Annotated in this window: 25 protein-coding genes; 7 read left to right on the top strand and 18 right to left on the bottom strand. The window is 70.4% G+C overall.

Translation table 11 applies throughout. From position 1 onward, the window contains the following. The first annotated feature begins 13 nt into the window (after positions 1 to 13). Positions 14 to 790 (top strand): phosphate ABC transporter ATP-binding protein PstB, encoded by a 777-nt coding sequence (gene pstB, locus KWI83_RS14745; RefSeq protein WP_218514803.1) that lies wholly within the window; start codon positions 14 to 16, stop codon positions 788 to 790. A gap of 644 nt (positions 791 to 1,434) precedes the next feature. Here pstB and KWI83_RS14740 read toward each other — a convergent pair. Next, positions 1,435 to 2,433, bottom strand: coding sequence for an inorganic phosphate transporter (locus KWI83_RS14740; RefSeq protein WP_218514802.1), 999 nt, complete (start codon positions 2,431 to 2,433; stop codon positions 1,435 to 1,437). 7 nt (positions 2,434 to 2,440) lie between these two features. After that, positions 2,441 to 3,061 (bottom strand): DUF47 domain-containing protein, encoded by a 621-nt coding sequence (locus KWI83_RS14735; RefSeq protein ID WP_053759661.1) that lies wholly within the window; start codon positions 3,059 to 3,061, stop codon positions 2,441 to 2,443. A 214-nt stretch (positions 3,062 to 3,275) separates the two neighbouring features. Between KWI83_RS14735 and KWI83_RS14730 the strand changes: the two genes are divergently transcribed. Then, positions 3,276 to 3,608 carry a metal-sensitive transcriptional regulator gene (locus tag KWI83_RS14730; RefSeq protein ID WP_230885534.1) on the top strand — a complete coding sequence of 111 codons (333 nt, stop codon included), beginning with the start codon at positions 3,276 to 3,278 and terminating at the stop codon, positions 3,606 to 3,608. Here the strand turns inward: KWI83_RS14730 and KWI83_RS14725 are convergent, their stop codons facing one another. From KWI83_RS14725 to mshD, 9 genes are all read right to left on the bottom strand, one after another. Then, complete coding sequence (locus KWI83_RS14725; RefSeq protein WP_218514801.1) at positions 3,609 to 3,791, bottom strand: hypothetical protein; 183 nt, start codon at positions 3,789 to 3,791, stop codon at positions 3,609 to 3,611. Positions 3,792 to 3,876: 85 nt separating this feature from the next. Beyond that, complete coding sequence (locus tag KWI83_RS14720) at positions 3,877 to 4,710, bottom strand: hypothetical protein (protein WP_218514800.1); 834 nt, start codon at positions 4,708 to 4,710, stop codon at positions 3,877 to 3,879. A gap of 401 nt (positions 4,711 to 5,111) precedes the next feature. Further along, positions 5,112 to 5,534, bottom strand: a complete 423-nt coding sequence (locus tag KWI83_RS14715; protein WP_218514799.1) for an NUDIX hydrolase — start codon at positions 5,532 to 5,534, stop codon at positions 5,112 to 5,114. 26 nt (positions 5,535 to 5,560) lie between these two features. After that, on the bottom strand, positions 5,561 to 6,676 hold the full coding sequence (locus KWI83_RS14710) for a CHAD domain-containing protein (RefSeq protein WP_218514798.1): 1,116 nt from the start codon (positions 6,674 to 6,676) through the stop codon (positions 5,561 to 5,563). Beyond that, positions 6,657 to 9,011, bottom strand: coding sequence for an RNA degradosome polyphosphate kinase (locus KWI83_RS14705; protein WP_374106300.1), 2,355 nt, complete (start codon positions 9,009 to 9,011; stop codon positions 6,657 to 6,659). Before KWI83_RS14705 ends, KWI83_RS14710 begins: the two co-directional genes overlap by 20 nt. 141 nt (positions 9,012 to 9,152) lie before the next feature. Beyond that, complete coding sequence (locus KWI83_RS14700; RefSeq protein WP_218514796.1) at positions 9,153 to 10,115, bottom strand: ABC transporter permease; 963 nt, start codon at positions 10,113 to 10,115, stop codon at positions 9,153 to 9,155. Next, the gene (locus tag KWI83_RS14695) at positions 10,112 to 10,999 is read right to left on the bottom strand and encodes an ABC transporter ATP-binding protein (protein ID WP_218514795.1); all 888 of its coding nucleotides are present in this window, start codon (positions 10,997 to 10,999) and stop codon (positions 10,112 to 10,114) included. Before KWI83_RS14695 ends, KWI83_RS14700 begins: the two co-directional genes overlap by 4 nt. Next, positions 10,996 to 11,418: a GntR family transcriptional regulator gene (locus tag KWI83_RS14690; RefSeq protein ID WP_218514794.1), complete on the bottom strand. Its 423-nt coding sequence runs from the start codon at positions 11,416 to 11,418 to the stop codon at positions 10,996 to 10,998. The genes KWI83_RS14695 and KWI83_RS14690 overlap by 4 nt, the downstream gene beginning before the upstream one ends. Positions 11,419 to 11,521: 103 nt before the next feature. After that, a complete protein-coding gene (mshD, locus tag KWI83_RS14685; RefSeq protein WP_218514793.1) occupies positions 11,522 to 12,454 on the bottom strand; it encodes a mycothiol synthase in 933 nt (310 codons plus the stop codon). A 189-nt stretch (positions 12,455 to 12,643) separates the two neighbouring features. Here mshD and KWI83_RS14680 point away from each other — a divergent pair, with 189 nt between their 5' ends. Then, complete coding sequence (locus KWI83_RS14680) at positions 12,644 to 14,449, top strand: bifunctional UDP-sugar hydrolase/5'-nucleotidase (protein ID WP_218514792.1); 1,806 nt, start codon at positions 12,644 to 12,646, stop codon at positions 14,447 to 14,449. 60 nt (positions 14,450 to 14,509) lie between these two features. On the opposite strand, the gene KWI83_RS14675 is transcribed toward KWI83_RS14680, so the two are convergent. Continuing rightward, the gene (locus tag KWI83_RS14675; protein WP_218514791.1) at positions 14,510 to 15,100 is read right to left on the bottom strand and encodes a Uma2 family endonuclease; all 591 of its coding nucleotides are present in this window, start codon (positions 15,098 to 15,100) and stop codon (positions 14,510 to 14,512) included. A 187-nt stretch (positions 15,101 to 15,287) separates the two neighbouring features. Further along, positions 15,288 to 15,575 carry a hypothetical protein gene (locus KWI83_RS14670; RefSeq protein WP_218514790.1) on the bottom strand — a complete coding sequence of 96 codons (288 nt, stop codon included), beginning with the start codon at positions 15,573 to 15,575 and terminating at the stop codon, positions 15,288 to 15,290. Positions 15,576 to 15,708: 133 nt separating this feature from the next. On the opposite strand from KWI83_RS14670, the gene KWI83_RS14665 reads away from it, so the two are divergent. From KWI83_RS14665 to KWI83_RS14645, 4 genes are all read left to right on the top strand, one after another. Further along, entirely contained in the window at positions 15,709 to 16,533 is an 825-nt protein-coding gene (locus tag KWI83_RS14665; RefSeq protein ID WP_218514789.1) for a helix-turn-helix transcriptional regulator, read from the top strand. After that, entirely contained in the window at positions 16,530 to 16,730 is a 201-nt protein-coding gene (locus tag KWI83_RS14660) for a DUF397 domain-containing protein (RefSeq protein WP_218514788.1), read from the top strand. Before KWI83_RS14665 ends, KWI83_RS14660 begins: the two co-directional genes overlap by 4 nt. A 120-nt stretch (positions 16,731 to 16,850) precedes the next feature. Continuing rightward, on the top strand, positions 16,851 to 18,008 hold the full coding sequence (locus KWI83_RS14650) for an Imm49 family immunity protein (protein WP_256362234.1): 1,158 nt from the start codon (positions 16,851 to 16,853) through the stop codon (positions 18,006 to 18,008). 94 nt (positions 18,009 to 18,102) lie between these two features. Next, positions 18,103 to 19,533, top strand: a complete 1,431-nt coding sequence (locus tag KWI83_RS14645; RefSeq protein WP_218514787.1) for a DUF6177 family protein — start codon at positions 18,103 to 18,105, stop codon at positions 19,531 to 19,533. On the opposite strand, the gene KWI83_RS14640 is transcribed toward KWI83_RS14645, so the two are convergent. From KWI83_RS14640 to KWI83_RS14620, 5 genes are all read right to left on the bottom strand, one after another. Beyond that, positions 19,520 to 21,583, bottom strand: coding sequence for a pectinesterase family protein (locus tag KWI83_RS14640; protein WP_218514786.1), 2,064 nt, complete (start codon positions 21,581 to 21,583; stop codon positions 19,520 to 19,522). The two genes, KWI83_RS14645 and KWI83_RS14640, sit on opposite strands and share 14 nt — an antisense overlap. A 268-nt stretch (positions 21,584 to 21,851) precedes the next feature. After that, positions 21,852 to 23,294, bottom strand: coding sequence for a cell wall metabolism sensor histidine kinase WalK (locus tag KWI83_RS14635; RefSeq protein WP_218514785.1), 1,443 nt, complete (start codon positions 23,292 to 23,294; stop codon positions 21,852 to 21,854). Beyond that, positions 23,291 to 24,028, bottom strand: a complete 738-nt coding sequence (locus KWI83_RS14630) for a response regulator transcription factor (protein WP_218514784.1) — start codon at positions 24,026 to 24,028, stop codon at positions 23,291 to 23,293. The genes KWI83_RS14635 and KWI83_RS14630 overlap by 4 nt, the downstream gene beginning before the upstream one ends. 187 nt (positions 24,029 to 24,215) lie before the next feature. After that, positions 24,216 to 24,395: a hypothetical protein gene (locus KWI83_RS14625; protein WP_218514783.1), complete on the bottom strand. Its 180-nt coding sequence runs from the start codon at positions 24,393 to 24,395 to the stop codon at positions 24,216 to 24,218. A 9-nt stretch (positions 24,396 to 24,404) separates the two neighbouring features. Next, a complete protein-coding gene (locus KWI83_RS14620; protein WP_218514782.1) occupies positions 24,405 to 25,430 on the bottom strand; it encodes a S1C family serine protease in 1,026 nt (341 codons plus the stop codon). Between the last annotated feature and the right edge of the window lie 20 nt (positions 25,431 to 25,450).

Below are 25,450 nucleotides of genomic sequence, written 5' to 3'. Positions count from 1 at the left end.
AGTGATTTCACACATGGCCAAGCGCATTGATGTCAGCGGCCTCAGCGCCTACTACGGTTCGTTCCGGGCCATCGAGGACATCTCGATGACCATTGAGCCCCGTTCGGTCACGGCCTTCATCGGGCCGTCCGGATGTGGCAAGTCCACCTTCCTGCGCACGCTCAACCGGATGCACGAGGTGACGCCGGGCGGGCGGGTCGAGGGCAAGGTCATGCTCGACGACGAGAACCTGTACGGGGCGGGGGTCGACCCCGTGTCCGTGCGGCGTGAGGTCGGCATGGTGTTCCAGCGGCCGAACCCGTTCCCGACGATGTCGGTGTACGACAACGTGGCGGCGGGGCTGAAGCTGCTGGGGTCGTACAAGAAGTCCGAGCTGGACGACGTCGTGGAGAGGTCGCTCAAGGGGGCGAACCTCTGGAACGAGGTCAAGGACCGGCTGAACAAGCCCGGGTCCGGGCTGTCCGGTGGTCAGCAGCAGCGGCTGTGCATCGCGCGGGCGATCGCGGTTGAGCCCAATGTGCTGCTGATGGACGAGCCGTGTTCCGCGCTCGACCCGATTTCGACGCTGGCGATCGAGGATCTGATCGGGGAGCTGAAGGAGCGCTTCACGATCGTCATCGTGACGCACAACATGCAGCAGGCTGCGCGTGTGTCCGATCGGACGGCGTTCTTCAACCTTGCTGCGGTGGGGCAGCCGGGGAAGCTGATCGAGATCGACGACACGGAGCGGATCTTCTCCAACCCGTCGGTGCAGGCGACGGAGGACTACATCTCCGGTCGCTTCGGCTGACGCATCGACTCCTCGCGGTGCTGCATGGCGGTGCCACCGCGAGGACCCAAAGGGCCCGCCCCTGGCTCCCGGGGGCGGGCCCCCGTCGTTGGCTGTCTCCGGGTGCCTGGCGGGTGCCTGCGTGCCTGCGTGCCTGCGTGCCTGCGTGCCTGCGGGTGCCTGCGGCGGCCTGTGCCTGTTCGGTGGGGGTGCGCGTAGCGCCTGGTGCCGGGTGGTGGGTCGGGGCCGCGCCGGGGGGTGTCCGTCCTCGGAACGGCGCGGAATCGGTCTCTTATCAACTCACCCGTGTTGACGCGCCAACCGCTGCGGGCGGACACCCCCCGACACGTCCCCTTCCGTCCGTGCGCGAGTGCGGCTGTCGCCGTGGCGTGCGTGGCTTGCGTGGCGGCGTGGTGTGGCGTGGCGGCGTGGTGTGGCGTGGCGTGCGTGGTGGCGTGGCCTACGTGCGGCTGTCGCGGTGGCGCGCGTGGTGGCTGCTGCAGCATGCGTGCCTGCGCAGCTGGCGGGTCCGCGCTGCCGCGTGATCCGGGTGTGCACGCTGCCGCGCAATCCGCGGGCATTCGTGCCGCCCAGGGCGGCATGGGTGGCAACCCCGCAACGCCGGGCTGCGTAACGCTAGGGCCAGGTGCAGCGGCGGGCAGGGGCTACAGGAACGCCAGGTGTACGAGCCCGAATGCGCACGCCGCTACCGCTGCCGCTGCGGGCATTGTGATGAACCAGCCGAGGATGATGTTCTTGGCCACGCCCCAGCGGACCGCGTTCACGCGCTTGGTCGCGCCGACGCCCATGATGGCCGACGTGATGGCGTGGGTCGTGGAGATCGGGGCCCTGAAGATGAACGCCGTGGTGAACATGATCGCCGCGCCGGTTGTCTCGGCGGCGAAGCCCTGCGGCGGGTCGAGTTCGATGATGCGGCGGCCCAGTGTGCGCATGATGCGCCAGCCGCCGGCGTAGGTGCCGAGGGAGAGCATGAGGGCGGAAGCGATCTTGACCCAGAGAGGGATCGGGTCGCCGTAGTCCTCCACGTCGGCTATGACCAGGGCCATGACGACGACGCCCATCGTCTTCTGGGCGTCCTGGAGGCCGTGGCCCAGGGCCATGCCGGCCGCGGAGACGGTTTGCGCTATGCGAAAGCCGCGCTTGGTCTTGTGCGGGTTGGCCCGGCGGAAGATCCACATGATCGCCGTCATCACCAGGTAGCCGACGATCAGGCCGACGACGGGGGAGACGAACATGGGGATGATGATCTTGTCCAGGACGCCGTCCCAGTAGACCTGCGTGCCGCCGGCCAGGGCCGCGCCCACCATGCCGCCGAAGAGGGCGTGCGAGGAGGAGGACGGGAGGCCGAAGTACCAGGTGACGAGGTTCCAGGTGATGGCGCCGAGGAGGGCGGCGAAGAGGATGCCCATGCCCGTGGAGCCCTGGGGCGTTTCGATCAGGCCCTCGCTGACCGTTCTGGCCACGCCGCTGCCGAGGAACGCGCCGACCAGGTTCATGACCGCGGCCATGGTGAGGGCGGCCTTCGGTGTCAGGGCGCGCGTCGACACGGACGTGGCGATCGCGTTCGCCGAGTCGTGAAAGCCGTTGGTGTAGGTGAAGAAGAGGGCGACCAGGATGGTCACGACCAGGGCGAGGGTGTCCATGGACGGGTCAGGACTCCTTGACGGCGATGGTCTCCACCGTGTTCGCCACGTGCTCGAACGCGTCGGCCGCTTCCTCCAGTACGTCCACGATCTGCTTGAGCTTGAGGACCTCGATCGCGTCGTACTTGCCGTTGAAGAGATGGGCGAGCAGCTTGCGGTGGATCTGGTCGGCCTGGTTCTCCAGGCGGTTGACCTCGATCCAGTACTCGGTCAGGTTGTCCAGGGTGCGCAGGTGGGGCATCGCCTCGGCCGTCAGTTCGGCGGCGCGGGCGAGGACCTCGATCTGCTGCTCGACGCCCTTGGGGAGTTCCTCGACGTTGTAGAGGACGACGAGGTCGACGGCCTCCTCCATAAAGTCCATGATGTCGTCGAGGGAGGACGCGAGGGAGTAGATGTCCTCGCGGTCGAAGGGCGTGATGAACGAGGAGTTCAGCTGGTGGAAGATCGCGTGTGTGGCGTCGTCACCGGCGTGTTCCGCTGCCCGCATACGCTCTGCGATCTCGGCCCGGGCGGAAGCGTCCGCCCCGAGCAGTTCCATCAGGAGTTTCGAGCCGGTGACGATGTTGTCCGCGGATGCGGCGAACATGTCGTAGAAGCTCGTCTCCCTGGGGGTCAGACGAAAGCGCACGTGGGGTCCTCGGGGTGCTTCGGTGTCGGACAGGCTGATGCTAGGCGCATCATCCGGCCACGGCTAATGGGCCGTCCTCCAGTGTCACCCATGAATTCCGTGCATCTGTACGGGGGCGGTTCGGTGGCCGGCTCCGGGCGGGGGCCAAGGGGCCCATACCCGGCAAAGTTCGGTACGATATACCCAGTAGGGGTATGTGGATGGAGGGTGCGTGATGACGACCACCGAGGCCGGCGAGGGCGTGGTGACCGACCATGACCGGGGCATCCACGGGTACCACAAGCAGAAGGACGAGCATCTGAAGCGGCTGCGCAGGATCGAGGGGCAGATCCGTGGGTTGCAGAGGATGGTCGATGAGGATGTCTACTGCATCGACATACTCACGCAGGTGTCCGCGTCCACGAAGGCCCTGCAGTCCTTCGCCCTGCAGTTGCTGGAGGAGCATCTGCGGCACTGCGTCGCCGATGCCGCGCTGAAGGGCGGGGACGAGATCGACGCCAAGGTCGAGGAGGCGACGAAGGCGATCGGGCGGTTGTTGCGCACGTGATCACGTGCCGGGGGAGTCGTTCCCGCGTTCTTCGGCCACCCTCAGGACCTCGTCGATGCTCTCCAGGCTCAGTCGGTCCTCGTCCGCCGCGGAGGCCGCGATGATCAGCTCTCCGCACAGCTCGATCTCGGCGAGGGCCACGTGGTCCTGAACTGCCGTACCGCCGACCGGAGCCACGTGCATCACCTCTTCTCTGCCGTCACCGGCTTCCTAGAGTAGGGAGTGGCCTACACGGCGCGCATGGCACGGACGGGCTAGTTCGCGCCGGTCACTCCTCGGCGATCCGGCCCGCGTAGATGTCCTCCTCAGGCGGCAGGCGTACGTCGACGGGGGCGCCGAAGTCGTAGAGCAGGGTCGTCGACGCGACCGCCACGGTGGCCTGCTGCCGGCCGTTGACGAAGCTGAAGCGGTGCCTGACCTTGCGGATGCGGCCCTCGTCGTCGAGGAACACGTCGAACGGGACCTCGGCCGTGGCGAACCCTTTCGCCGCCGCCGCGAGCGAGGCCCGGCCCCCCGGGGACGCGGTCCTGGCGGCCTGGGCGAGGTCGGCGGTGCCCCGGTAGTGGTTCACCTCGGTGCCCGCGATCTCGGTACGGCCGACGTACTGCGCGGTGCGGGTGCCGCGCAGCACCTCGGCGGCGGCGTAGGGGTCCGTGGCGCCGCCGGTGACCAGGTTTCCGTCCGAGAGGGTCGAGGTGTCGACGCGCACCCATTTGTCCGCGGGGACCCCGGCGCCTCGGTTCTTCATGTAGAGGGCGCCCGGCGCGAGGAGTTCGGTGATCGGACGGTGCTCGCTCTGGCCGGACGGGTCCTGGGGGAGCATGACCTTCAGTCGGCCGCGCTGGCGGGTGTAGTCGTAGACGCCCTCGCCGCGGATGGTGACGCGGGTGCCGCCGGTCGCCATCTCCATCGACGTCCGGGCCTTGGACGTGCCCGCGTCGACCAGTGTGTCGGCGGCGCGGTGCAGGGTGCGGACCGGGTCGGCCGGGCGGGCGTCCTCGGCGGCGGCGCCGCCCGTGCATCCGGAGGCGAGAAGGCAGACGCAGGCCGTCAGTCCTGCCGCCACGACCGTTCCGCCCGTCCTGCCGTACTGCTCCGCCATCGTCTGCCTACCCCCAGCCGTACGTTCGTCTCGGGCCCCCTGTTGTTCCGGTTAACGACGGGTAGGTAGAGCCGTCACGCGGGGCCCGGGGTGGTGGAGGCGTGCGCGGGGAGTGCTCTGCGCCGGGTTCGCGGGGGAGCTCGGGCGGGCGTGTGGAATACGCTTACTACGGCCTGGCCGGCTGTTCACCTGGCCTCGGTAACGTCGTCGGGGTGACAGAGCAGGATCGGTTGTCCCCAGGCCAGGACCGTCCGGCGCATCGCACCAGCACCGTCGAGCAGGGGCCCTTCTGTGTGGCCCGCTGCGTCTGCGGCTGGCGTGGGCCCGCGCGCCGGGCGCGGAGTCTGGCCCGGACCGACGCGGCGGGGCATGTGGCCGGATCCTGACCGTCCCGCCGGTTCTCAGGCGTGGCGCATGGTCGCCAGCAGTTCGTCCACCAGTTCGCGGTCGCGGGGCTGGGTCAGGCGCGGCCGGGCCGCCGTGGGGGAGAGCCACAGGATGCGGTCGACCTCGGTGCTCGGTGTGAAGCCGCCCGAGGTGGCCTCGGCCGCCCAGTAACGGACCTGCTTCGGGCGGCCGTTCGCCAGGTAGTGCAGGGTGGGCAGCTCGGCGCCGGGCGCCGCGGTGTAGCCGGTCTCCTCCTCGACCTCCCGCAGCGCGCCCGCCAGCGGGTCCTCACCGTGCTTCAGCTTGCCCTTGGGGTGGGACCAGTCGTCGTACTTCGGGCGGTGGACCAGACAGACCTCCAGTCCCCCGTCGACGGGGGAACGGCGCCACAGGACGCACCCGGCCGCCTGGACCGGGGTGTCCTTCGTACCGGTCAACGGCTGTTCACCGCCCCCTCGTGCGCTCAGGACGTGCCTACCGTCTGCTTCTGCCAGGACTGCTGGAACTCGAACCGGGCCGCCTCCACCTCGTGCCGCTGGTCGGCGTGGAGCACGCCGAGCGCGTACGCCGTCGCCGGTGCGATGCGCGGCGTACGGGCCGCTGCCGCGGCTGCCGCCGCCGCCTCGGAGGCGTCGCGGTGCCGGTTGAGGGCCTGTCCCGCGGCCAGCAGGCGGACGTCGACCGGCGCGTTCTCGCCGTGGAGGACCTCGCGGGCGTAGCGGTGCAGCCGCAGCAGGAGGCGGACCTGGTGCCAGGGGGCGTCCTGCGGGTGCGGGGCGGGGTCCGGGGAGAGGCCGTGGATCAGGGCCTCCGCGTTGTACGGGTGGCCCGCGATGACCAGGGGCAGGGCGGCCACCGCGTCGGTGAGGCGCTCCTCGGCCGCCGCGGCGTGCGGACGCAGGTCGGCGGTGGCCGCGGCGGGGGTGAGCGGGACCTCGCTGGCCAGGACGGCGACCTTGTCGGCGACCGCGTGGAAGCGGGAGGAGCCGAGCGCCTGCAGGGCGCTGGAGTGGGCCCGGGTCCGGGCGAGGGTGAGCTGGCGTTCTAGCAGGGCGCCCGCTTTGGCCGCGCCCACGGTGAGGTTGCCGCGCTCCGGGGCCGCCGGGGGACCGGCGGTGGGAGGTGCCGCCGGGCCGGCCTTCGCCGCGCCGGTGGCCCGGTTGCCCGCGGCCACGCCTGCCGCCGCCGTGGTCACCGACTGGGACGGGAACGTCGCCCCCGACAACCGGTGCAGGGCCTGCAGCAGCCGCTCCAGGCGGGCCGCGTAGGCGTGTTCCAGGGCCAAAGTCCCCGAGAGCCAGGCCAGTTCCGGGCGCATGCCCTCCGACCAGTCGGTGTCCAGCAGCGGACGGAACGTGTGCAGGCTGCCGCTGATGCGGCGGGCCGAGCGGCGCAGGGCTCGGGCCGCGTCGACGGTCTCCTCCGTGCCGTTGTGGTGGTTGGCTCCGACACCGTTCTCCCGGTGCTGCCGGAGCGCACGGAGGAACTCCGTGGCCTGGGCGCGCAGGTAGCCCGCGAGGGCGTCTCCTGTCACCGGCCCGGCCATCGGGTCCGTCGGGTCAAGGTGTTGCTGTGCCACGCCGGCGCCTCCGGGCGTCTATGAGCATCTCCTGGATGTTGCGCAGGGGTTGGCCGTCCGCGTCCACCGCGTGCCGGGTCCACTCGCCTTCCGGGCCCAGGTGCCAGGAGGCGGTGGAGTCGGCCATGCCGGTCTCCAGGAGCCGGTTGAGCGCGGCGCGGTGCGCCGGGTCGACGACGCGGACCAGGGCCTCGATACGGCGGTCGAGGTTGCGGTGCATCATGTCGGCGCTGCCGATCCACACCTCGGGTTCGCCGCCGTTGCCGAAGGCGAAGATCCGGGAGTGTTCGAGGAAGCGGCCGAGCACCGAGCGGACCCGGACGTTCTCCGACAGGCCCGTCACACCCGGCCGGATCGCGCAGATGCCGCGCACCCAGATGTCGACCGGCACGCCCGCCATGGACGCGCGGTACAGGGCGTCGACGATCGCCTCGTCGACCATCGAGTTGACCTTGATGCGGACGTAGGCGGGACGTCCGGCACGGTGGTGCTGGGCCTCCTTGTCGATCCGCGCTATCAGGCCGTCGCGCAGGGACTTGGGGGCGACCAGCAGCCGGCGGTAGGTCTCCCGTCGGGAGTAGCCGGACAGCCGGTTGAACAGGTCGGACAGGTCCGCGCCGACCTGCGGGTCGGCGGTGAGCAGGCCGAGGTCCTCGTAGAGGCGGGCCGTCTTCGGGTGGTAGTTGCCGGTGCCGACGTGGCTGTAGCGCCGGAGCGTGTCGCCCTCCTGGCGGACCACCAGCGACAGCTTGGAGTGGGTCTTCAGGCCGACCAGGCCGTAGACCACGTGGCAGCCGGCCTCCTCCAGCTTGCGCGCCCACTTGATGTTGGCGTGCTCGTCGAAGCGGGCCTTGATCTCGACCAGGACGAGGACCTGCTTGCCGGACTCGGCGGCGTCTATCAGCGCGTCCACGATGGGCGAGTCGCCGGAGGTCCGGTACAGGGTCTGCTTGATGGCGAGGACGTCCGGGTCGGACGCCGCCTGCTCCAGGAACGCCTGCACGGAGGTGGAGAAGGAGTCGTACGGGTGGTGCAGCAGGACGTCCCTGGCGCGCAGCGCGGCGAAGATGTCGGGCGCGGACGCGGACTCGACCTCGGCCAGGTCGCGGTGGGTGCCGGCGATGAACTTCGGGTACTTCAGCTCGGGCCGGTCCAGGCTGTGGATGCGGAACAGGCCGGTGAGGTCGAGCGGGCCGGGCAGCGGATAGACCTCGGCCTCGCTGATCTTCAGCTCGCGCACCAGCAGGTCCAGCACCTCGCGGTCGATGGACTCCTCGACCTCCAGGCGGACCGGCGGGCCGAACCGGCGCCGCATGAGCTCCTTCTCCAGCGCCTGGAGCAGGTTCTCGGCGTCGTCCTCCTCGACCTCCAGGTCCTCGTTCCTGGTCAGCCGGAAGGCGTGGTGCTCCAGCACCTCCATGCCCGGGAAGAGCTCTTCCAGGTGCGCGGCGATGACGTCCTCCAGCGGGACGTACCGGCCGGGGGCGGCCTCCAGGAAGCGGGAGAGCAGCGGGGGCACCTTGACGCGGGCGAAGTGCTTGTGGCCGCTGACCGGGTTGCGGACCACGACGGCCAGGTTCAGGGACAGGCCGGAGATGTAGGGGAACGGGTGCGCGGGGTCCACGGCCAGCGGGGTCAGCACCGGGAAGATCTGGTGCCGGAAGAGCGTGAACAGGCGGGCCTGTTCCTTCTCGGTCAGCTCGCTCCAGCGGACCAGGTGGATGCCCTCCTCGGCCAGCGCGGGGGCGACGTCCTCGTGGTAGCAGGCGGCGTGCCGGGCCATCAGCTCGCGCGAGCGGGCCCAGATCATCTCCAGCACCTGCATCGGCTGCAGTCCGGAGGCGGAGCGGGTGGCCACGCCGGTGGCGATACGGCGCTTCAGGCCCGCCACCCGGACCATGAAGAACTCGTCCAGGTTGCTGGCGAAGATCGCGAGGAAGTTGGCGCGCTCCAGCAGGGGCGTGTTCGGGTCCTCGGCGAGCTCCAGGACCCGCTCGTTGAACGCCAGCCAGCTGCGCTCCCGGTCGAGGAACCGGCCCTGCGGCAGCTGGACGCCGTCGACCTGCGCGTCCTCGTACGCGTCGAGGTCGGCATCGATGTCGGGTTCCAGGTCGGAGACCGTGGCCGAGACCGTGTGGGGGCGGTGCGCGGCGATGGAGCCCACGGAGGGCTGTACGTGCTGGACCTCTGCCGGGGCGTTCTGCTGGCTCATGGCCCCATTGTTCCGCGCCTGGGGCGAAACGGGCGCGTCGGACCGAGCGGGCGGGATCGTCGCGGCCCCGTTCCCCGCGAGGCCCCCGGGGGGCGGCGAAGGCTCTGGCACAGCGGGCGTCATTGGCCGAGCGTCGCAAGCCTGGCTGAATCAATGGTTACGGCGACATGACGTGCGGGATAGCGGGGGGCGGCTCCCCGGCGTCATCGCCGACGGGGACGGCGTACTCGCACCCTCAGAGTGCGCCGCCCGCCCGCCCGCCGCTCACCTGGTGCGGCGGCGCAGCAGCTGGAAGGCGGCCAGGACCGCGAGGGCGGTCACGGCGAGGACGATGCCGGTCTCCACCAGCTGCAGTGGCCAGAAGTGGGACGTGGGGTGGTGGTCGCGGTAGAAGCCGACGATGTCGTGGTCGGCGAGGCACTTTGCGTCGTCGATGCACAGCGGGTCCCGGACGCGGGCGCCGGTGGCGGTGAGGGCGCCCTCGTCGACGAGTGCTCCGCCGATCGCGGGGTAGCCGGTGGTGCCGGTCACCGTCTCGGTCGGCCACAGCCGCGGGCGCAGCTCGGACACGGCCACCGTCAGGGTCAGCAGGCCCAGCACGCCGACGCCGAGTCCCGCCGTGGTGCGGCGCGTGAGCAGACCGGCGAGCGCGCCGACGGCCAGCGCGAGCAGGGCGTAGGCGGTGGCGAGGGTGCCGTTGGCGGTGAAGGTGACGCTGCCGTACCAGTCGCGTGTGCCGGTCGCCGCGCGCAGGGTCCCGTCCGCCGACCACAGCAGCCGGTGCAGCAGGGTCAGGAGCAGGGTGCCCGCGGTGATCAGGGCGGCGGGGACGGCGAGCTTCGCCGCCAGCCAGCGGACCGGTGTCACGGACTGGGTCCAGGCCAGCCGGGCGGTGCCCTGCTCCAGCTCGCGGCCGATCAGTGAGCCGCCCGCCCAGGCGGCGATGAGGACCGGCGCCACGGTGAGCAGGCCGCTGCCGACGGTGGCGGCGAGTTCGTAGCGCTGGAAGGCGGAGACGCTCGTGTCGCACTGCCCGAGGCCGCAGTCCAGCTTCCGGTACGCCTCCTCGGCCGCGGCCACGCCGGGCCCGTACGCCCACAGCAGGGCGCCCGCGGCGACGGCCACCAGCATCACCCAGAACCACAGCGCCGAGCGGTGCAGGCAGAACATCGCCCAGGTCAGGCCGTGCAGGCGGCCACTGCGCGCGGGGACGGTCACGGCGGTCATGCGGCGGCCTCCTCGGGGGCGTCGAGGCGGAGCTCCGGCGCCTCGGGGGAACGCAGATGGGACAGCACCAGCTCCTCCAGGGACGGCTCGGCCGTCTCCCAGTCGCCGCCGACCGGGCCCCGCGGCCGGACCAGGGCGGTGAGCTGGCGGCCGGTCGTGCGGGACTCGACGACGGTGTGCGGGCCGAGGTCGCCGGTCGCCGGGCCGGTGACGAGGGTGTGCGCGGCGAGCAGGTCGTCCAGCGGGCCGGACAGGCGGACCCGGCCCCCGCCGAGCAGGAGCAGGTGGTCGCAGGAGCCCTCCAGCTCGGCGACGACGTGCGAGGACATCACGACCGTGGTGCCGCGCTCGGCGGCGTCGGCCAGCAGCGTGCCCATCAGCTGGTGCCGGGCGAGCGGGTCGAGGTCGGCCATCGGTTCGTCGAGCAGCAGCAGTTCGGGCCGCTTGCCCAGCGCGAGGGCGAGCGCGACCCGGCTGCGCTGGCCGCCGGACAGGGCGCGGATCCTGGCGTCCGGGTCCAGCTCGCCGCCCGCGACGACCCGCTCGGCGACGGCCGCGTCCCAGACCCGGGGGTTGAGCTCGCGGCCCAGGCGCAGGGTCTCGCCGACGGTGAGCTGCGGGTGCAGGGGCTTGTCCTGGGCGACGTACGCCAGGCGCTCGCGGGCCTGCGAGGGGGTGCCGCCGAGGACGGTGAGGGTGCCCTCGGTGGGGGCGATCAGCCCGGTGGCCAGGGCGAGGAGGGTCGACTTGCCGGCGCCGTTGGGGCCGACGACGGCGCAGACGGCGCCGGTGGGGAGGCGGAAGGTGCAGGAGTCCAGCGCCCGCCGTCCCCGCCGTCGGAACCTCTTGCCCAGCGCGGCCGCCTCGATGGCGGTGTCGGTCATGCCTGGTCCCCCTTGTGTCCCTGGTGCTGCGTGAACTGCTCATCGAGCGCGAACTGCTCATCGAGTACGGCGGCGAAGAGCGCGGCCACGTCCTCCCGCTCCAGCCCCGCCCCGCGCGCCCGCACCGCCCACGCCACCAGCTCCGCCCGCAGCGGGGAGTCGGCCGGGGCGGCGCCCAGCGACCGCCGGACGAACGTGCCGAGGCCGCGCCGCGCCTCGACCAGGCCCTCGCGTTCCAGCTCGCGGTAGGCCTTGAGGACGGTGTTCGGATTGATGGCGGTGGCCTCGACGACCTCACGGGCCGTGGGCAGCTTGTCGCCGGGCTGCAGCAGGCCCAGCCGCAGGGCCTGCTTGGTCTGCTGGACGATCTGGACGTAGGTGGCGACGCCGCTGCGCCGGTCGATGCGGTACTCGACCACTCGGACACCACCCTTTCACTAATTGAGTAGTGAAAGGGTGGTGCAAGGAGGGGGGCGGCGTCAAGACGGCCGCCCTCATCGCCCTTTCATGTGCGGATATGTCTCACGTCTCGGTGCGGTACATCAGATCCGTCTCGTACGTCGTGAAGCCCATCCGCTCGTACACGCTCACCGCCGCCTTGTTGTCGGCGTCGACGTACAGCATCGCCGTCGGCAGCGCCTGCGCCGCCAGATGCCGCAGGCCGATCGAGGTGAGCGCCTTGCCGAGCCCGGTCCCCTGCGCGCCCGGCGCGACCCCGAGCACGTACACCTCGCCGAGCTGCTCCTCGGCGTGCACCTTCGTCCAGTGGAAGCCGACGAGTTCGTCGCCGCGGAAGGCGAGGAAGAAGCCCTCCGGGTCGAACCACGGCTCGGCCTTGCGGTCGTCGAGGTCCCGCTGGGTGAGCGAGCCCTGCTCGGGATGGTGGGCGAAGGCGGCGGCGTTGACGGCGAGCCAGGCCGCGTCGTCCTGCCCCGGCACGAAGGTGCGCACGGTCACGCCCTCCGGAAGTGCCGGTTCCGGCAGGTCCAGTCCGGCCAACGGGCGCCGCATCTGGCGCAGTTCGCGGAACAGGGTGAGGCCGAGCACCTGGGCCAGGTGCCGGGCGGCGGCGTGGCCGCCGTGGGCCCACACCCGCAGCCGCTTGCCGGACGCGGCGAGCAGGGCGGAGCCGAGGGCGCGGCCGTGTCCGTGGCCGCGGTGCGCGGGGTGGACGACCAGTTCGGCGGCCGGCGCCTCCACCGGGTCGGTGTCCTCCAGCTGGGCGTAGCCGACGAGTTGGTCGGCGACGGTGAGCAGCAGATGGGCCACGCCCTCACGGGCGCCGCCGCGGATCTGGAGCCGGCCCTGCTCGGACACCGCCTGCTGGCCGTCGCCCCGCGCGGCCGTCGCGAGCAGGTCGAGGACGGCCTCGGTCTGCTCCGGGGTGAGCGCGGCGCAGGTCTCGATGGAGCGGGAGAGGGGGCCGCCGGGCCGTGCGCTGTCGTCGCTGGTCATGCCTATGAGGGTACGGGGCGGGGGCGGCAAAGTGGCGGTACGGGGAGCGCGGGGGGAAACCGGTGCGAAAGCCCGTGCGGATACCAGGATGTAACCAGGAACCCCCTGTCGCGCTACGCGCGTTGACCTTAGGCTGCGGCCGGACAGAGCCACGTCCCATGAACCTCAGCTGACCCACCAGGGGGGCACATGCCGGCCACTTCGCAGCCGCACCCGCACCGCAGACGCCGTACCACCCGGCTGCTCGCCGCAGCCGCCGGACTCACCACCGTCGGCGCGCTGGCGGCCGCGCTGCCGTCGACCGCGAGCGCCGACGACCACCGCGGTGGCCACCGGCCGAGCCGCTACCAGGACGTGCAGTTGCTGTCCTTCAACGACCTGCACGGCAACCTGGAGCCCCCGACCGGTTCCTCCGGCCGGGTCACGCACGTGCACGAGGACGGCACGTCCGAGACGATCGACGCGGGCGGCGTCGAGTACCTGGCCACGCACCTGCGTGAGGCGCGCAAGGGCAACAAGTACTCGATCACCGCGGCCGGCGGCGACATGGTCGGCGCCTCCCCGCTGATCTCGGGCCTGTTCCACGACGAGCCCACCATCGAGGCGCTGAACAAGCTCGACCTCGATGTCACGGCGGTCGGCAACCACGAGTTCGACGAGGGCGCCAGGGAACTGGCCCGGCTTCAGTACGGCGGCTGCCACCCCACCGACGGCTGCTACACCGACAAGAAGTTCAAGGGCGCCGACTTCCCCTACCTCGCCGCCAACGTCCTCGACGAGAAGACCAAGAGGCCCATCCTCAAGCCCTACTGGGTGTGGAAGAAGCACGGCGTCAAGGTCGGCTTCATCGGCGTGACCCTGGAGGGCACCCCCGACATCGTCTCCGCCGAGGGCGTGAAGGGCCTGGTGTTCAAGGACGAGGTCGAGACGATCAACAAGTACGCCAAGGTCCTCCAGCGGCAGGGCGTGAAGTCGATCGTCGCCCTGGTCCACGAGGGCGGCTTCCCGGCCTCCTCGGCGTACAACTACGACTGTGACTCGCCGGGCGCGGGCGACGGCATCTCCGGCCCGATCGTCGACATCGCCAAGAACGTCACCCCGCAGGTCGACGCGCTGGTCACCGGCCACACCCACGCGGCGTACGTGTGCACCGTCAACGACCCGTCGGGCAAGCCCCGTATGGTCACCTCCGCGGCCTCCTTCGGCCGCCTCTACACCGACACCACCCTGACGTACGACCGGTGGACGGGTGACATCGCCCGTACGGCCGTGAAGTCGGCGAACCACGTGGTCACCCGGGACGTCCCCAAGGCGCCGGACATGACCGAGCTGATCAGCAAGTGGAACACCCTCGCCGCCCCCATCGGCAACCGCGCCATCGGCCACATCTCCGCCGACATCACCAACACCGGCACGGAGTCCCCCCTCGGTGACCTGATCGCCGACGCGCAGCTCGCGTACGGCAAGGAACTGGACCCGGAGACGGATCTGGCGCTGATGAACCCGGGCGGCATCCGGGCTCCGCTCACCTACGCGGCCAAGGCCGGTGAGGGCGACGGTGTGGTGACGTACGCGGAGGGCTTCACGGTCCAGCCGTTCGCCAACACGGTCAACCTGCAGGACTTCACCGGGGCCCAGCTGATCCAGGTCCTCAAGGAGCAGGTGAGCGGCGCCAACGCGGCCGCGCCGAAGGTGCTTCAGCCGTCCGCCGGACTGACGTACACCCTGGACCTGACGAAGACGGGCGCGGACCGGGTGCTCGCGGACTCGGTGAGGCTGAACGGCGCGCCGATCGACCCGTCGGCGGTGTACCGCGTCGTGACCAACAGCTTCCTCGCGGGCGGCGGCGACGGCTTCCCGACGCTGGGTCAGGGCACGAACGACCTCGTCGGCGGGGACGACCTGGCGGCGCTGGAGAAGTACCTGACGGCGAACTCGTCGGCCACGAACCCGATCGCGCCGCCGAAGGCGGACCGGATCACGGTCGTGCGCTGACGGTTGCTTTGGCCTGACCCGAAGCGGGGCTCCGGAGCGGATCCGGGGCTCCGCTTTTCGCTAACTCCGCTTCGGCCCGGTGATCGCCTCATCGATCACGAATCCCTTGGCGGGGCCTTCGGAGATCGTGACCTCGGTGCCGTAGGGGACGCGGTGGACTCCGACCCAGTCGGCCTTGTCGGGCTCAGGTTCGGTGAGAACGGTGACGGTGCCGTGACTGTCGTAGTCGTCGATGATGACGTAGACGGGGACAGCGGCGCGTGCGTACTCGCGACGCTTCTTCACCCGGTCCCGTTCCTGGTTCCGCCCTCCCGGAGAGACGACTTCGACGATGACGTGGACCGCGGAAGCCTTGATACCGAGGCCGTCCTCCGCCTCGATCAGCTCAGCGTCCCGGGGGGCTACGAGCCCATCCGGAATCCACGCCCTGCGCGCGTGGATGACATTCGTGTCGTTCCAGGCGCCGTACTCACTGTCCTGCAGAAAGATCGCCAGCGCGTCCCGCAGACGGTTGACGACCTGGGCATGCGAAAAGCGACCGGTGGGCGACACCTCGATGGCTCCCTCGATGATCTCAGCGCGGTAGCCCTCGGGGAGTTCCATGGCCTTCCACGCCTGCCACAGGACCTCGTCCAGGTCGGGTACGTTCATGGGTTCTGCCTGAACCTCGGACATGGTCTCGGGCCTCTCATGTGCGAGAGCGGTCACGGCGGCACCTCCTCCTCAAGTCTGGGCTGGGTGTGCTCGGGGCACAAGCAACGCGATCACGGTAGATACGGCGACAGGGCTGACCAGGGGCGATGGCCTCGGATCACTCGATCGGGATGTCGTGAGGGGGTCACTGTTCGCCCACCTCGATGCGCGCACCCCGGCTGACCGCGACCCGGAGTACGTCCTCCAGGGACTCGGTGGCCCGCGTGAGCGCGAACCGCACCGCGCGCTCGCCCGCCTTCTGGTCGGAGAGGACGGCCCTGGCGCCGGCCAACACCTGCTCACCGGAGCTGATCTGAGCGTCCTCGATGTCATCGGCCAGCCGGGAGAGGAGTCCGCGGTCGCGGTCGGGGCTGAGGTAGCAGGGCTTGCCTTCGGGGGTGGTCCAGGGGAGGAGGCGGAGGGGGTGGGGCATGGGGAGTCCTTTGGGTCACGGCGGCTTTGACGAGCGGTGATTACCGATCGTGCCCCGATCGTCACTGCTTGCCCGTACGCTTCGGAAGGGGGCGAGGGTTGTCTGCGGGCCCTGGGCAACGAGGAGGGGTGACGTGGCCGAAGTGGTTGACGGGGAGCGGCAGTCGGGGCGGGCCGTACTGGGGCGGACGTTGAAGTTCCTCCGGGAGAAGGCCGGGAAGTCGCTGGGGCAACTGGCCGAGGAGACGGGATACGACAAGAGCTACCTGAGCCGCCTGGAGTCGGGTGAGCGGCTGTCCAAGGTGACGGTCATGGAGGACTTGGACGGGTACTACGGGGCCGGGGATCTGCTGGTCAGGCATTGGAGGATCGCGCGGCTGGATGCGTTCAAGGACCAGTACAAGGAGTTCATGAAGCTGGAGGCGACGGCGCGCATCATGTGGATGTTCACGCCGGGTGTGCCGGGACTTCTGCAGACCGAGGACTTCGCCCGGGAGGCGTTGTCCGGCCCCCAGACAACACTGGAGGACGACGACTGGGGCGAGGAGCAGGTGGCGGCTCGCATCGGACGGCAATACGTGCTGCAGCAGAAGCCGGAGCCCAACGTCCGCATCATCATGGACGAGTACGCGTTCCGCCGCCCCGCTGCCCTACCCAAGACCTGGGAGGACCAGCTGCTGCGCATCGAGGCCGTGGCGATGTGGCCGAACGTGACGCTCCAGGTGCTGCCCTTCGCCGCCGGGGTCCATCACCACATGCATGGATCGCTGACCCTGCTGTGGCAGAAGGACGGAGGTGGTGTTGCCTACGTTGAGGGCAACACCCGGGGTGAGTTGACCGAGGAACCGGACGGCGTCCTGCGGCACCGACTGTCCTACGATCGGCTCCGGGACCTGGCATTGTCCCCGTCGGACTCGCTCGCGTTCGTCAGGGACGTACTGGAGGAGCACAGATCATGAAGCACACCCCCGATCTCAGCGCCGCCGTATGGCGCAAGTCGAGCTACAGCGACGGGGGGGCCAACAACTGCGTCGAGGTGGCCGACGGCTACCCCGGCATAGTTCCCGTCCGGGACAGTAAGGCCCCGGACGGCCCGTTGATCGTGTTCGGGGCAGCCTCGTGGACGGCGTTCGTGACGGACATGAGGACCGACTGAGCCTCACCCTCTGAGTGGCTGGATCCGGCCAACTCCCCCTGTAATCGCGTTGCGTTTGCAACTCCTTGCGCGACAGTATGTTCGAGATCGCGGGGGATTAATGATGCACGGGGGGTTGCATTGACTGGCTGGGACGTCAGTCCGTCCGGCGTCGCGACCGTGGTCTCCCATGTGGGGGACGTCATGACGGTCCTGGAGGAGATCGCCCAGGCGTACGCGGACGACATGGAAGGTGCGGCCACGTCGGCCGGGACGCTTGCTCCGGGTGGGGCGAGCGGCGAGTACGCGAGTCAGGGCGGGCTGGTGGCGGCCGCGCTCGCGGAGTTCATGGCGGGCACGGCCGACGAGCTGCAGTTCGTCGGTGTGCGCGTCGGCCGGTCGGATCGGCGGCAGCGGTGGCCAAAAATGAGGAAACGGTTCATGGCGACGAGGATTTCCCGGCCGACCGAAGCGGTTGGCCACCCGGATCCGAACCGGCTTCGGCAAGAGCTCAACGACAGAGTCGTCAAGGACATCGATGAGCTTGAGGAGTGGCCGGACAGCTTCGGCATGACCTTCAGCGGTGCTCTGCACACCGCCAAACTCCAGTGCTCCCTCGACCCCACCGCCGAACTCCTGGAAACCTGGGAAGCCTGGACCACGGCCATGCAGGTCGGCTCGGCGCTTTTTGCCTCGGCGACCGCTCCCGAAGGGTCGACCGTCGAGTGCGTGATCGCTCACAAGGTGCGCACCTTCCCGGCCGTGGGGATCCGGCACTTCGTGGACGCGGGGACCTGGCTGGACGCTTTCTGGCTCGCGGTGATCTGTCGTGACCAGGGCCGGATGACCCAGCTGTGCCAGGTGCCGGTCGAGACGCTGCGTGCCTCGGGTGCGGTGTTCGAGGAGTACATCTACGACTGGGTCGATGCCCTCCAGACGTACTGGCTGGAGCGCCCCGGGCTGGGCGAGAAGCTGGTCGCCGCTTTCGACAAGACGGATCCCGACCAGCTTCGCTTCGTCGACAGGGAGCTGATGCTCAAGGTCCTTTATCCGCCGATCAACGTGTTCTACCGCTTCATCAGCCAGGATCACGGGAGGTTCAGCGAGGCCCTCGTGCAGGCCGTACGACTGCACAAGGAGTACTGGACGGCGGATGTCGAGGAGCGCCAGGAGACGAGTGACGGCGATGTCGCCCTCGCCTGCCTCGCCTACGACGCTGGTCGTCCTGTCGAGGTCGATTCGGAGTATCTGCCCCTGCACTTGCTGAAGCGGAGCTGGTTGGGCGAATTCCCGACATGACGGCCCAGGACTACGACAGCCAACTCCTTGAGTCCGTCACCGTACGCCGCCGTCACCTCCGCGACGCGCCGACCGAAGCCGCCGAAGAGGCCCTGTGACCAAGGACGTCATCGCCCTCACCCCCACGATGCCGGACGTGCGCGCGCTGCTGGCGGGCCTGTACGCCGGTGGCCCCGACCTGGGCGTGCACACCCTCGCCGACGGCGCCGTCGTCCAGCTCTGCGACCCCAACGGCCGTCCCCTCGTCTCCGTGGAGGCCCCCATCCTGGTCCAGGTTCCGGGCGAGACGTCCCGCCTGCTGGACGGTGTGGACGGTGCCGGGCAGGCTGGGCCGGTGTGGTGGACCGAGGCTCGTGCCTCCACGGCCGTCCCGGAGGCCGGACGCCTCGCGGGCTCCTTCGCCGGGCGTCTGGTCACCGCCCTGGGCGGCACGGTCTGGCCGGCCGAGGCCGCCACCACCGAGGTCGTCCCCCTGACCACGGACGTCTCCGCCGCCGCGGCGCCCGCCACCGGCGGCCCCGCCATCGACGTCCTCACCCCGAGAACTGCCGTGGTCATCCAGGACCGCCCCCTGGTCCCCCTGACCAGCTGGCTCTCCGACGCCCTGCGCACGGCGACCGAGAGCGACCGCGCCCTGCAGATCGTCACCCCGCCCACCGCACGTCTCACCCTGCCCAACCGCACCGCGTTGCGCGGCCTGCCCAACCGCTGGGTCGTCCAGGACCCCGACCACGGCTACTACGACGGGTTGTCCGGTGCCGTGCTGCACTGGAAGGGCGGCATCTTCACCCCCGTACGCGATGAGCAGGGCACCACGCCGGTCGCCGGGGCCTTCACGGTCGGTGCCGGGACGGGTGAGCGCCAGCTGCTGCTGACTCTTCGCACCCGTCACCCCGCCGACCCGGACCTGGTCCTCGGCCGCGCGCTGGAGACCTGTTTCCGCCACCTGACGGGCACCGCGCCCACCGGGTGGAGTACCGCCGAACCGGTCAACGTGCCTTGGTCGACAAGGGGGTTGACAGACCTGGCCCGGTCCCGCGCACCCCGGCCCACCTGGCTGATCGCCGTCGGGCACTCCGATCGCCCGGCCCTGGCCACGGTCCGGGTGCGGCGCACACCGGCGGGCGTCGAGGAGGACATCGCCGTCGCGCTCGGATACGGCGAGGACGAGCCGCCGCCCCTGCACGCCATGGAGGGGCTCGCCGCCGAACTCGACGTCGGCCACGGTCTCGTCACACTGCTCACGTCCCTGCGCGCGGGCCGCCGCGACCTCACCGTTCCCGCGCACGCCGAGGCGCCGCCGGTGCCCGTCACCTTCACGCTCGGCCGTGACGAGGCCCGGCGGGTCGGCCGGTCGCATGCCGAGTGCCCGCCTCACGGCCCCACGCCCGTGCCGCTCGGTCACGCCGCCGAACCCGCCCTGCACTACCGGTTGGGCGACGGGACGCTCCCTCAGGCGTGGGGCCGGTTCCGGGCACTTGTCGGTCATCTGCGCCCGGCGGACGGGTCCGTCAGGACGCCGTAGGTGTCCAGTCGCCCAGCCAGTCGGTGACCTCCTGGCCGGTGGCCTGGGCGTCGGTGAGCTGCGGGCGGTCGGTGCTGGCGGATCCGGCGCCGGGGCCGGTGTTCCGGTACTCGGCGAACCGGTCGTTCTTCCAGGAGAAGCCGCCCATGTCGGACCACGGCGTGGACTTGATCGCGGCGCTCAGGGTGCTGTTGCGGACCGTGGTCTGCGGGCGGAGCGACGCGTCGCCCCCGGCGTGCCAGTTGCGGCCGAGGTAGAAGCTCGCGGCGGAGACGTCGCCGTTCACGGTCGAACGGTTGATGAGGAAGCCCTTGCGGTCGGCCGCGGTGCTCGGCGCGGTGATGTACCCGGCGGAGGTCCCGTTCCACCGCTTCTTCAGCGTGAGGACGGACCGGTCGATGACGGCGGTGGCCCTCCCGAAGACGAAGTCCACGTTCCCGGTGACGTAGGAGTTGGTCATGTAGACCCGGCCGAGCCGGTCCTTGGCGGCGGTGTCGAGCAGGAGGGTGTCCTGGTCGCCGTTGACGATGATGCTGTCCAGGAACACCTTGTCGGCGGCGGTGCGCAGTGCGACGGCCTGATGCCCGCTGAGGCCCTGGTTCGCCCTCTCGTCGAAGTCGTTGGTGATGGTCAGGTTGCGGGCCTGGAAGTCGTCGGCCTCGACCGCGACGGTGGCGCTGCCGCTGGTGCCGTACGTACCCGAACCGTCGGGCCTGGGCGTCCCGGCGGCGTTGTCGTGGACGATGACGGTGTCCTTACGGCTGCCGCCGGTGCCCTGGATGGTGACGTGCGGCTTGTTGGACGGCACCTTGACGGTCTCGCGGTACGTGCCCGGCTTGACGGCGATGACGACGCGGGAGGGGTTGTTCGCGGGGACGGCGTTGACGGCGGCCTGGACGGTGGAGTACTGGCCGGAGCCGTCCTTGGCGACGGTGAGGGTGGTGGCGGCCGCTGCCCTGGTGGTCGTACCGATGGACGTACGAGGGCCGGCGCCGGACCTGAGAAGCGCGGGGACGTCGGAGGCGTTGTCGAGGCGGTAGCCGTAGTAACGCTTCGGATCGAAGCCACTGCCGCCGCCGCTCTCGTTGCGGCCGCTGGTGCCGGAGAAGACGTTGCCGCGCTGGACGAGGGTGGCGGTGCTGTCCCTGATGACGGGGTTCCTGAAGCGCTGGAAGTAGGAGTTCTCCAGGACCATGTTGGTCTTCCCGCGGGCGTAGTTGCCGTAGGAGGAGGCGATGGTGGTGCCCGCCGTGTCCTCCAGGAAGTTGTTGTAGAGGTGGGCGTGGGCGGCGTTGTCGGTGGACGGGTTGCGCTGCTCGGTCTCGCGGATCCAGTTGTGGTGGATCGTGATGTCGGTGACGACGTTCTGGGTCCAGCCGATGCCGAAGGCCTTGTTGTTGTCGCTCAGCTTGTTCCAGGAGACGGTGATGTTGGTGCTGTCCTTGCGGACGTCGATGAGGCCGTCGGCCATGTGCCGAAGGTCGTTGTGATCGATCCAGACGTGGTGGGCGCCGTCCATCTGGATGGCGTCGAAGTCGTGGTCCTTGTCGTTCCAGACGCCTTGGTACGAGTCCCGGATGGTCAGATTCCGGATGATCACGTTGTGAACGCCGTTGCCGAGGAAGAACCCACCGCCGACGATGTGCCCGGCGGTCCCGGCCCCGACGATGGTCTTGTCGGAGGCGACCTTGATCTCCTTGCCGACGGGGGACATGTTGATGGTCCCGGCGACGACGATCACGTAGGGCTCGGCGGCGGTGGCGTACTTCTCCAGCTCGGCCGGCGTCCGCACGGTGACGGTCCTGCCGTCGCGCCCGCCGTAAGTACCGTTCTGACCCAGGCTGTTGACGGAGGCGAACCCGTCGGCGGTGGCGGTGGCCCAGGACGGGGCGGCGGCCTGCGCGGTGGTCTGCACGTCGTCGCCGAACACGCCGAAGACGGTGCCGTAGGCGAGGGTCGCGGCGGCGGCGAGTGCGGCGGGGACGCCGATCAGGAGGGCGTTTCTGCGCCGACGGTGACGGTGACGGGGCTTGCGGCGGAGCTCACTCATGCGCGGGTCCGTTCCGTGGGAGGGGCTGGTCGCTGGTGAGTTGCCGCTGGGAGGTGGATGGTTGCCGGGGGCGGCAAAAACGTGGATGGCGGAAGGCGACGCGAAGCGCCCTTGTTGCCCACGCTGCGGATCGTGAGGCTGACGGGGCTCGCGCCGAGCTGGTCACCGCCAAGGACCCGTACTTCCGTGGGATCGATGCCGATCACGATCTACCGGAGAGCATGTGCGTCGAACCAGTATGAGATCGTCTGGCAGGCGACCGACCCGCCTACATCCTCTCCGGCGGCGGAGTAGGCGCCCCCGGCAGTCGTACGGTGGCCACCGTGCCGTCACCGTCCGCCCGGGCCAGCGTGACCTCGCCGCCCGCCTGCTGGACCGTACGCGCCACGATGGACAGGCCGAGGCCGGAGCCCGGCAGGGCGCGGGCGCTCGGTGAGCGCCAGAAGCGGTCGAAGACGTGGGGGAGTTCGTCGGCGGGGATGCCGGGGCCGTGGTCGCGGACGGTCAAGGTGCCGTCGTTCAACACGACCTCGATCGTGCCGCTGACCGGGCTGAACTTCACCGCGTTGTCCAGGATGTTGACCACCGCCCGCTCCAGCGCCGACGGCTCCGCGCGTACGTACCACGGCTGCACGTCCGCCGTGATCGTCAGCTCCGGGCCGCGCAGGCGGGCGCGGCGCAGGGCCGACTCGACGGCGTCGTGGAAGGCGATCACCTGTGTCCTGCCCGTCTGCTGGGCCGTGTCGGGGCGGGACAGCTCCTGCAAGTCGCCGATCAGCGCGGCCAGTTCCGTCATCTGGGCCTTCACCGAGGCGAGCAGCGCCTTGCGGTCGGCCTCGGGGATGGGGCGGCCGGTTTCCTCGCTTCGGGTGAGGAGTTCGATGTTGGTCCGCAAGGACGTCAGAGGGGTGCGGAGTTCGTGGCCGGCGTCCGCGATGAGTTGCTGTTGCAGGTCGCGGGAGCTGGCCAGCGCCGATGTCATCGAGTTGAAGGAGTGCGAGAGGCGGGCGACCTCGTCCTCGCTGTCGTCCTCCACCGGGATGCGGACGTTCAGGTCCTCGGTACGGGCCACGTGTTCGACGGCCTCCGTGAGCCTGTCGACGGGGCGCAGGCCCGCGCGGGCGACCGCGAGACCGGCGGCTCCGGCGCCGACGACACCGACGCCGGAGACGAGGAGGAGGATCAGGGCGAGGTCGTTGAGGGTCTTCTGGGTGCTCTTCAGGGATACGGCGACGACGAGTCCGACGTTGGGCCCGGCCTCCCCGGTGGCGGTGGTGGTGGCGCCCAGTGGCCGGGTCAGCACACGCACATCGGTGCCGTCCCCCGCCGTGCCGTTGCGGAAGTAGATGTCGCCGGTGTTCCCGTTCTTGATCTCGTCGGTGTCGGCCCGGGTGACCTTCACCGTTGCCGCGGAGTCCTGCAGGACGCAGACGGTGCCGTCCTCCTGGACCAGCTGGGAGTAGGTGTTCCGGAAGACGCCGGAGCCGTACGGGGTCTCGGTGCAGTTGTCGAGGGCGTCCTGGAGCTGCCCGGGCATCCTGATCGACGCCTTCTTGAGGTCGTCGTCGACCTGCCCGTACAGCTTCCCCTGCACAATGAACCAGCACGTCACCGAAACCGCCGCCACCGCGAACGCCACCGCCGCCGCCACCAGCAACGCCAGCCGGGAGCGGATCGGAAGGGCGCGGAACCGGCGGGAAAGCCCGTTCACTCCGCGCCGCCCTGCCGCAGGACGTACCCCACGCCCCGCACGGTGTGCACGAGCCGCGGCTCGCCGCCCGCCTCCGTCTTGCGGCGCAGGTACATCACGTACACGTCCAGCGAGTTCGACGACGGCTCGAAGTCGAAGCCCCACACCGCCTTCAGGATCTGCTCCCGCGTGAGCACCTGGCGCGGGTGCGCCATGAACATCTCCAGCAGGGTGAACTCCGTGCGCGTCAGCTCCACCGGCCGCCCGCCCCGCGTCACCTCCCGCGTCGCGAGGTCCATGCGCAGGTCGGCGAAGACCAGCGCCTCGTCCTGCTGTGCCTCGGCTGCCGCCACCGCCGCCGCGTACGAGCTGCGCCGCAGCAGGGCGCGGATACGGGCGAACAGCTCGTCCAGTTCGAAGGGCTTGACCAGGTAGTCGTCCGCCCCGGCGTCCAGTCCCGTCACCCGGTCGCCGACCGTGTCGCGGGCCGTCAGCATCAGGATGGGCGTCGTGTCGCCGGCGCCGCGGATGCGGCGCGCGGCGGTCAGGCCGTCCATGCGGGGCATCTGGATGTCGAGGACGACCAGGTCGGGCTGGTACGCGGTCGCCTTCTCCAGGGCGTCCGCGCCGTCGACCGCGACCTCCGTGGCGTACCCCTCGAAGGCGAGGCTGCGCTGGAGTGCTTCGCGCACCGCCGGCTCGTCGTCGACGATGAGGATGCGCTGGGGGTCACGGTCGCCTTCGGCGGGGCTCATGCTCGGGTTCCTCGGATGCGGTGGAGGGGAGTCTGACGGTGTCAGCCTCGCATGTTTGCGGGCGGTGCCGGAAAGGGTCAGGGCCTGTCCGGCGGATCATGCCGCAGACGCGGGGCGTGGCACGCCCACCTGCGGCGTTGTCGCCGGTCGCCGACGCTTCCCTGCGACCTGATCCGCCGGACAGGCCCTAGCCGCGGGCGGTGACGCGGCGGCGGGCGGAGGCACGGCGCCCGGCGCCGGGGCCGGGCGCCACCTCCTGGGCCCGGGTCACCGACTGAGGGGCGTGCCGTTCGGACGCCACCTCAAGGGCCAGTCCGAGGTCCGTCGCGCCCACGCCGGGCACCTCGTGGAACACCTGCTTGATCATGCCGTCCTCCTACTCGGTCGAACCCGCCCGCAGCGTCGCCAGATCGGCCTTGACGGTGTTGATCGGAATCGCGAACCCGAGCCCCACGCTGCCCGCGTCGGACGACGAGTCCGCCGCCGAGTACATCGCGGAGTTGATCCCGATGATGTTGCCGTTCATGTCGATCAGCGCGCCGCCGGAGTTGCCAGGGTTGAGGGAGGCGTCGGTCTGGATCGCCTTGTACGTCGTCGTGGAGGACCCGGTGTCGCCGTTGAACTGCTGGCCGCCGAACTCGAACGGCCAGCCGCCGCCCTGCTGCCACTGCTGCTGACCCTGGCTCTCGTCGGTCGAGACGGTCACGTCACGGTTCAGGGCGGAGACGATGCCGCTGGTGACGGTGCCGGTCAGGCCCTCGGGTGAGCCGATCGCCACGACCTCGTCGCCGACCTGCACGCCGTCGGAGTCGCCGAGGGTGGCCGCCTTCAGGCCGGAGGCGTCCTCCAGCTTGATCAGCGCGAGGTCCTTCTTGCTGTCCGTGCCGACGACCTTGGCGGTGTACGACTTTCCGTCGCTGGTCGTCACCTTGATCCGGGAGGCACCGGAGATCACGTGGTTGTTGGTGATGATCTCGCCGTCACTGGTGATGATCACGCCGGAACCGGTGGACGAACCGGCGTTCGAGGTGGCGTTGATCTCGACGATGCTCGGGCTGACCGCCCTGGCGACCCCGGCGACCGTGCCCTTCTGGCTGGACGGCACGACGTTCGTGCTGGTGCTGGAGGAGGCCACCGTGTCGGTGCCGGTCAGCTCCTGGATGCCGTACGCCGTGCCGCCGCCCACGGCCGCGGCGACGATCGCCACGGCGGCGAGCAGCGCGACCGGTCCCCGGTTGCGCTTCCTCGCCCTGGGCGGCGCGGCCACGGGCTCCGTCGGCTGGTGCGGCGGCGGCGGGGGCGGCCACTCGGGGTTGACAGGAGAGGAGGCGTGCTGCTGCCCGCCCTGGTACGGGTTTTCACGGTTCTCGTACTCGCCGTCGCGGCGGAAGCTCTCGGTCATGTCCATGAGCTTGTCGCCCG

The sequence above is a fragment of the Streptomyces sp. TRM70350 genome (assembly GCF_019219825.1).
Lineage (GTDB): Bacteria > Actinomycetota > Actinomycetes > Streptomycetales > Streptomycetaceae > Streptomyces.
Note: the sequence above shows the minus strand (reverse complement) of the source record. Positions and strands in the feature narration are given on the sequence as shown.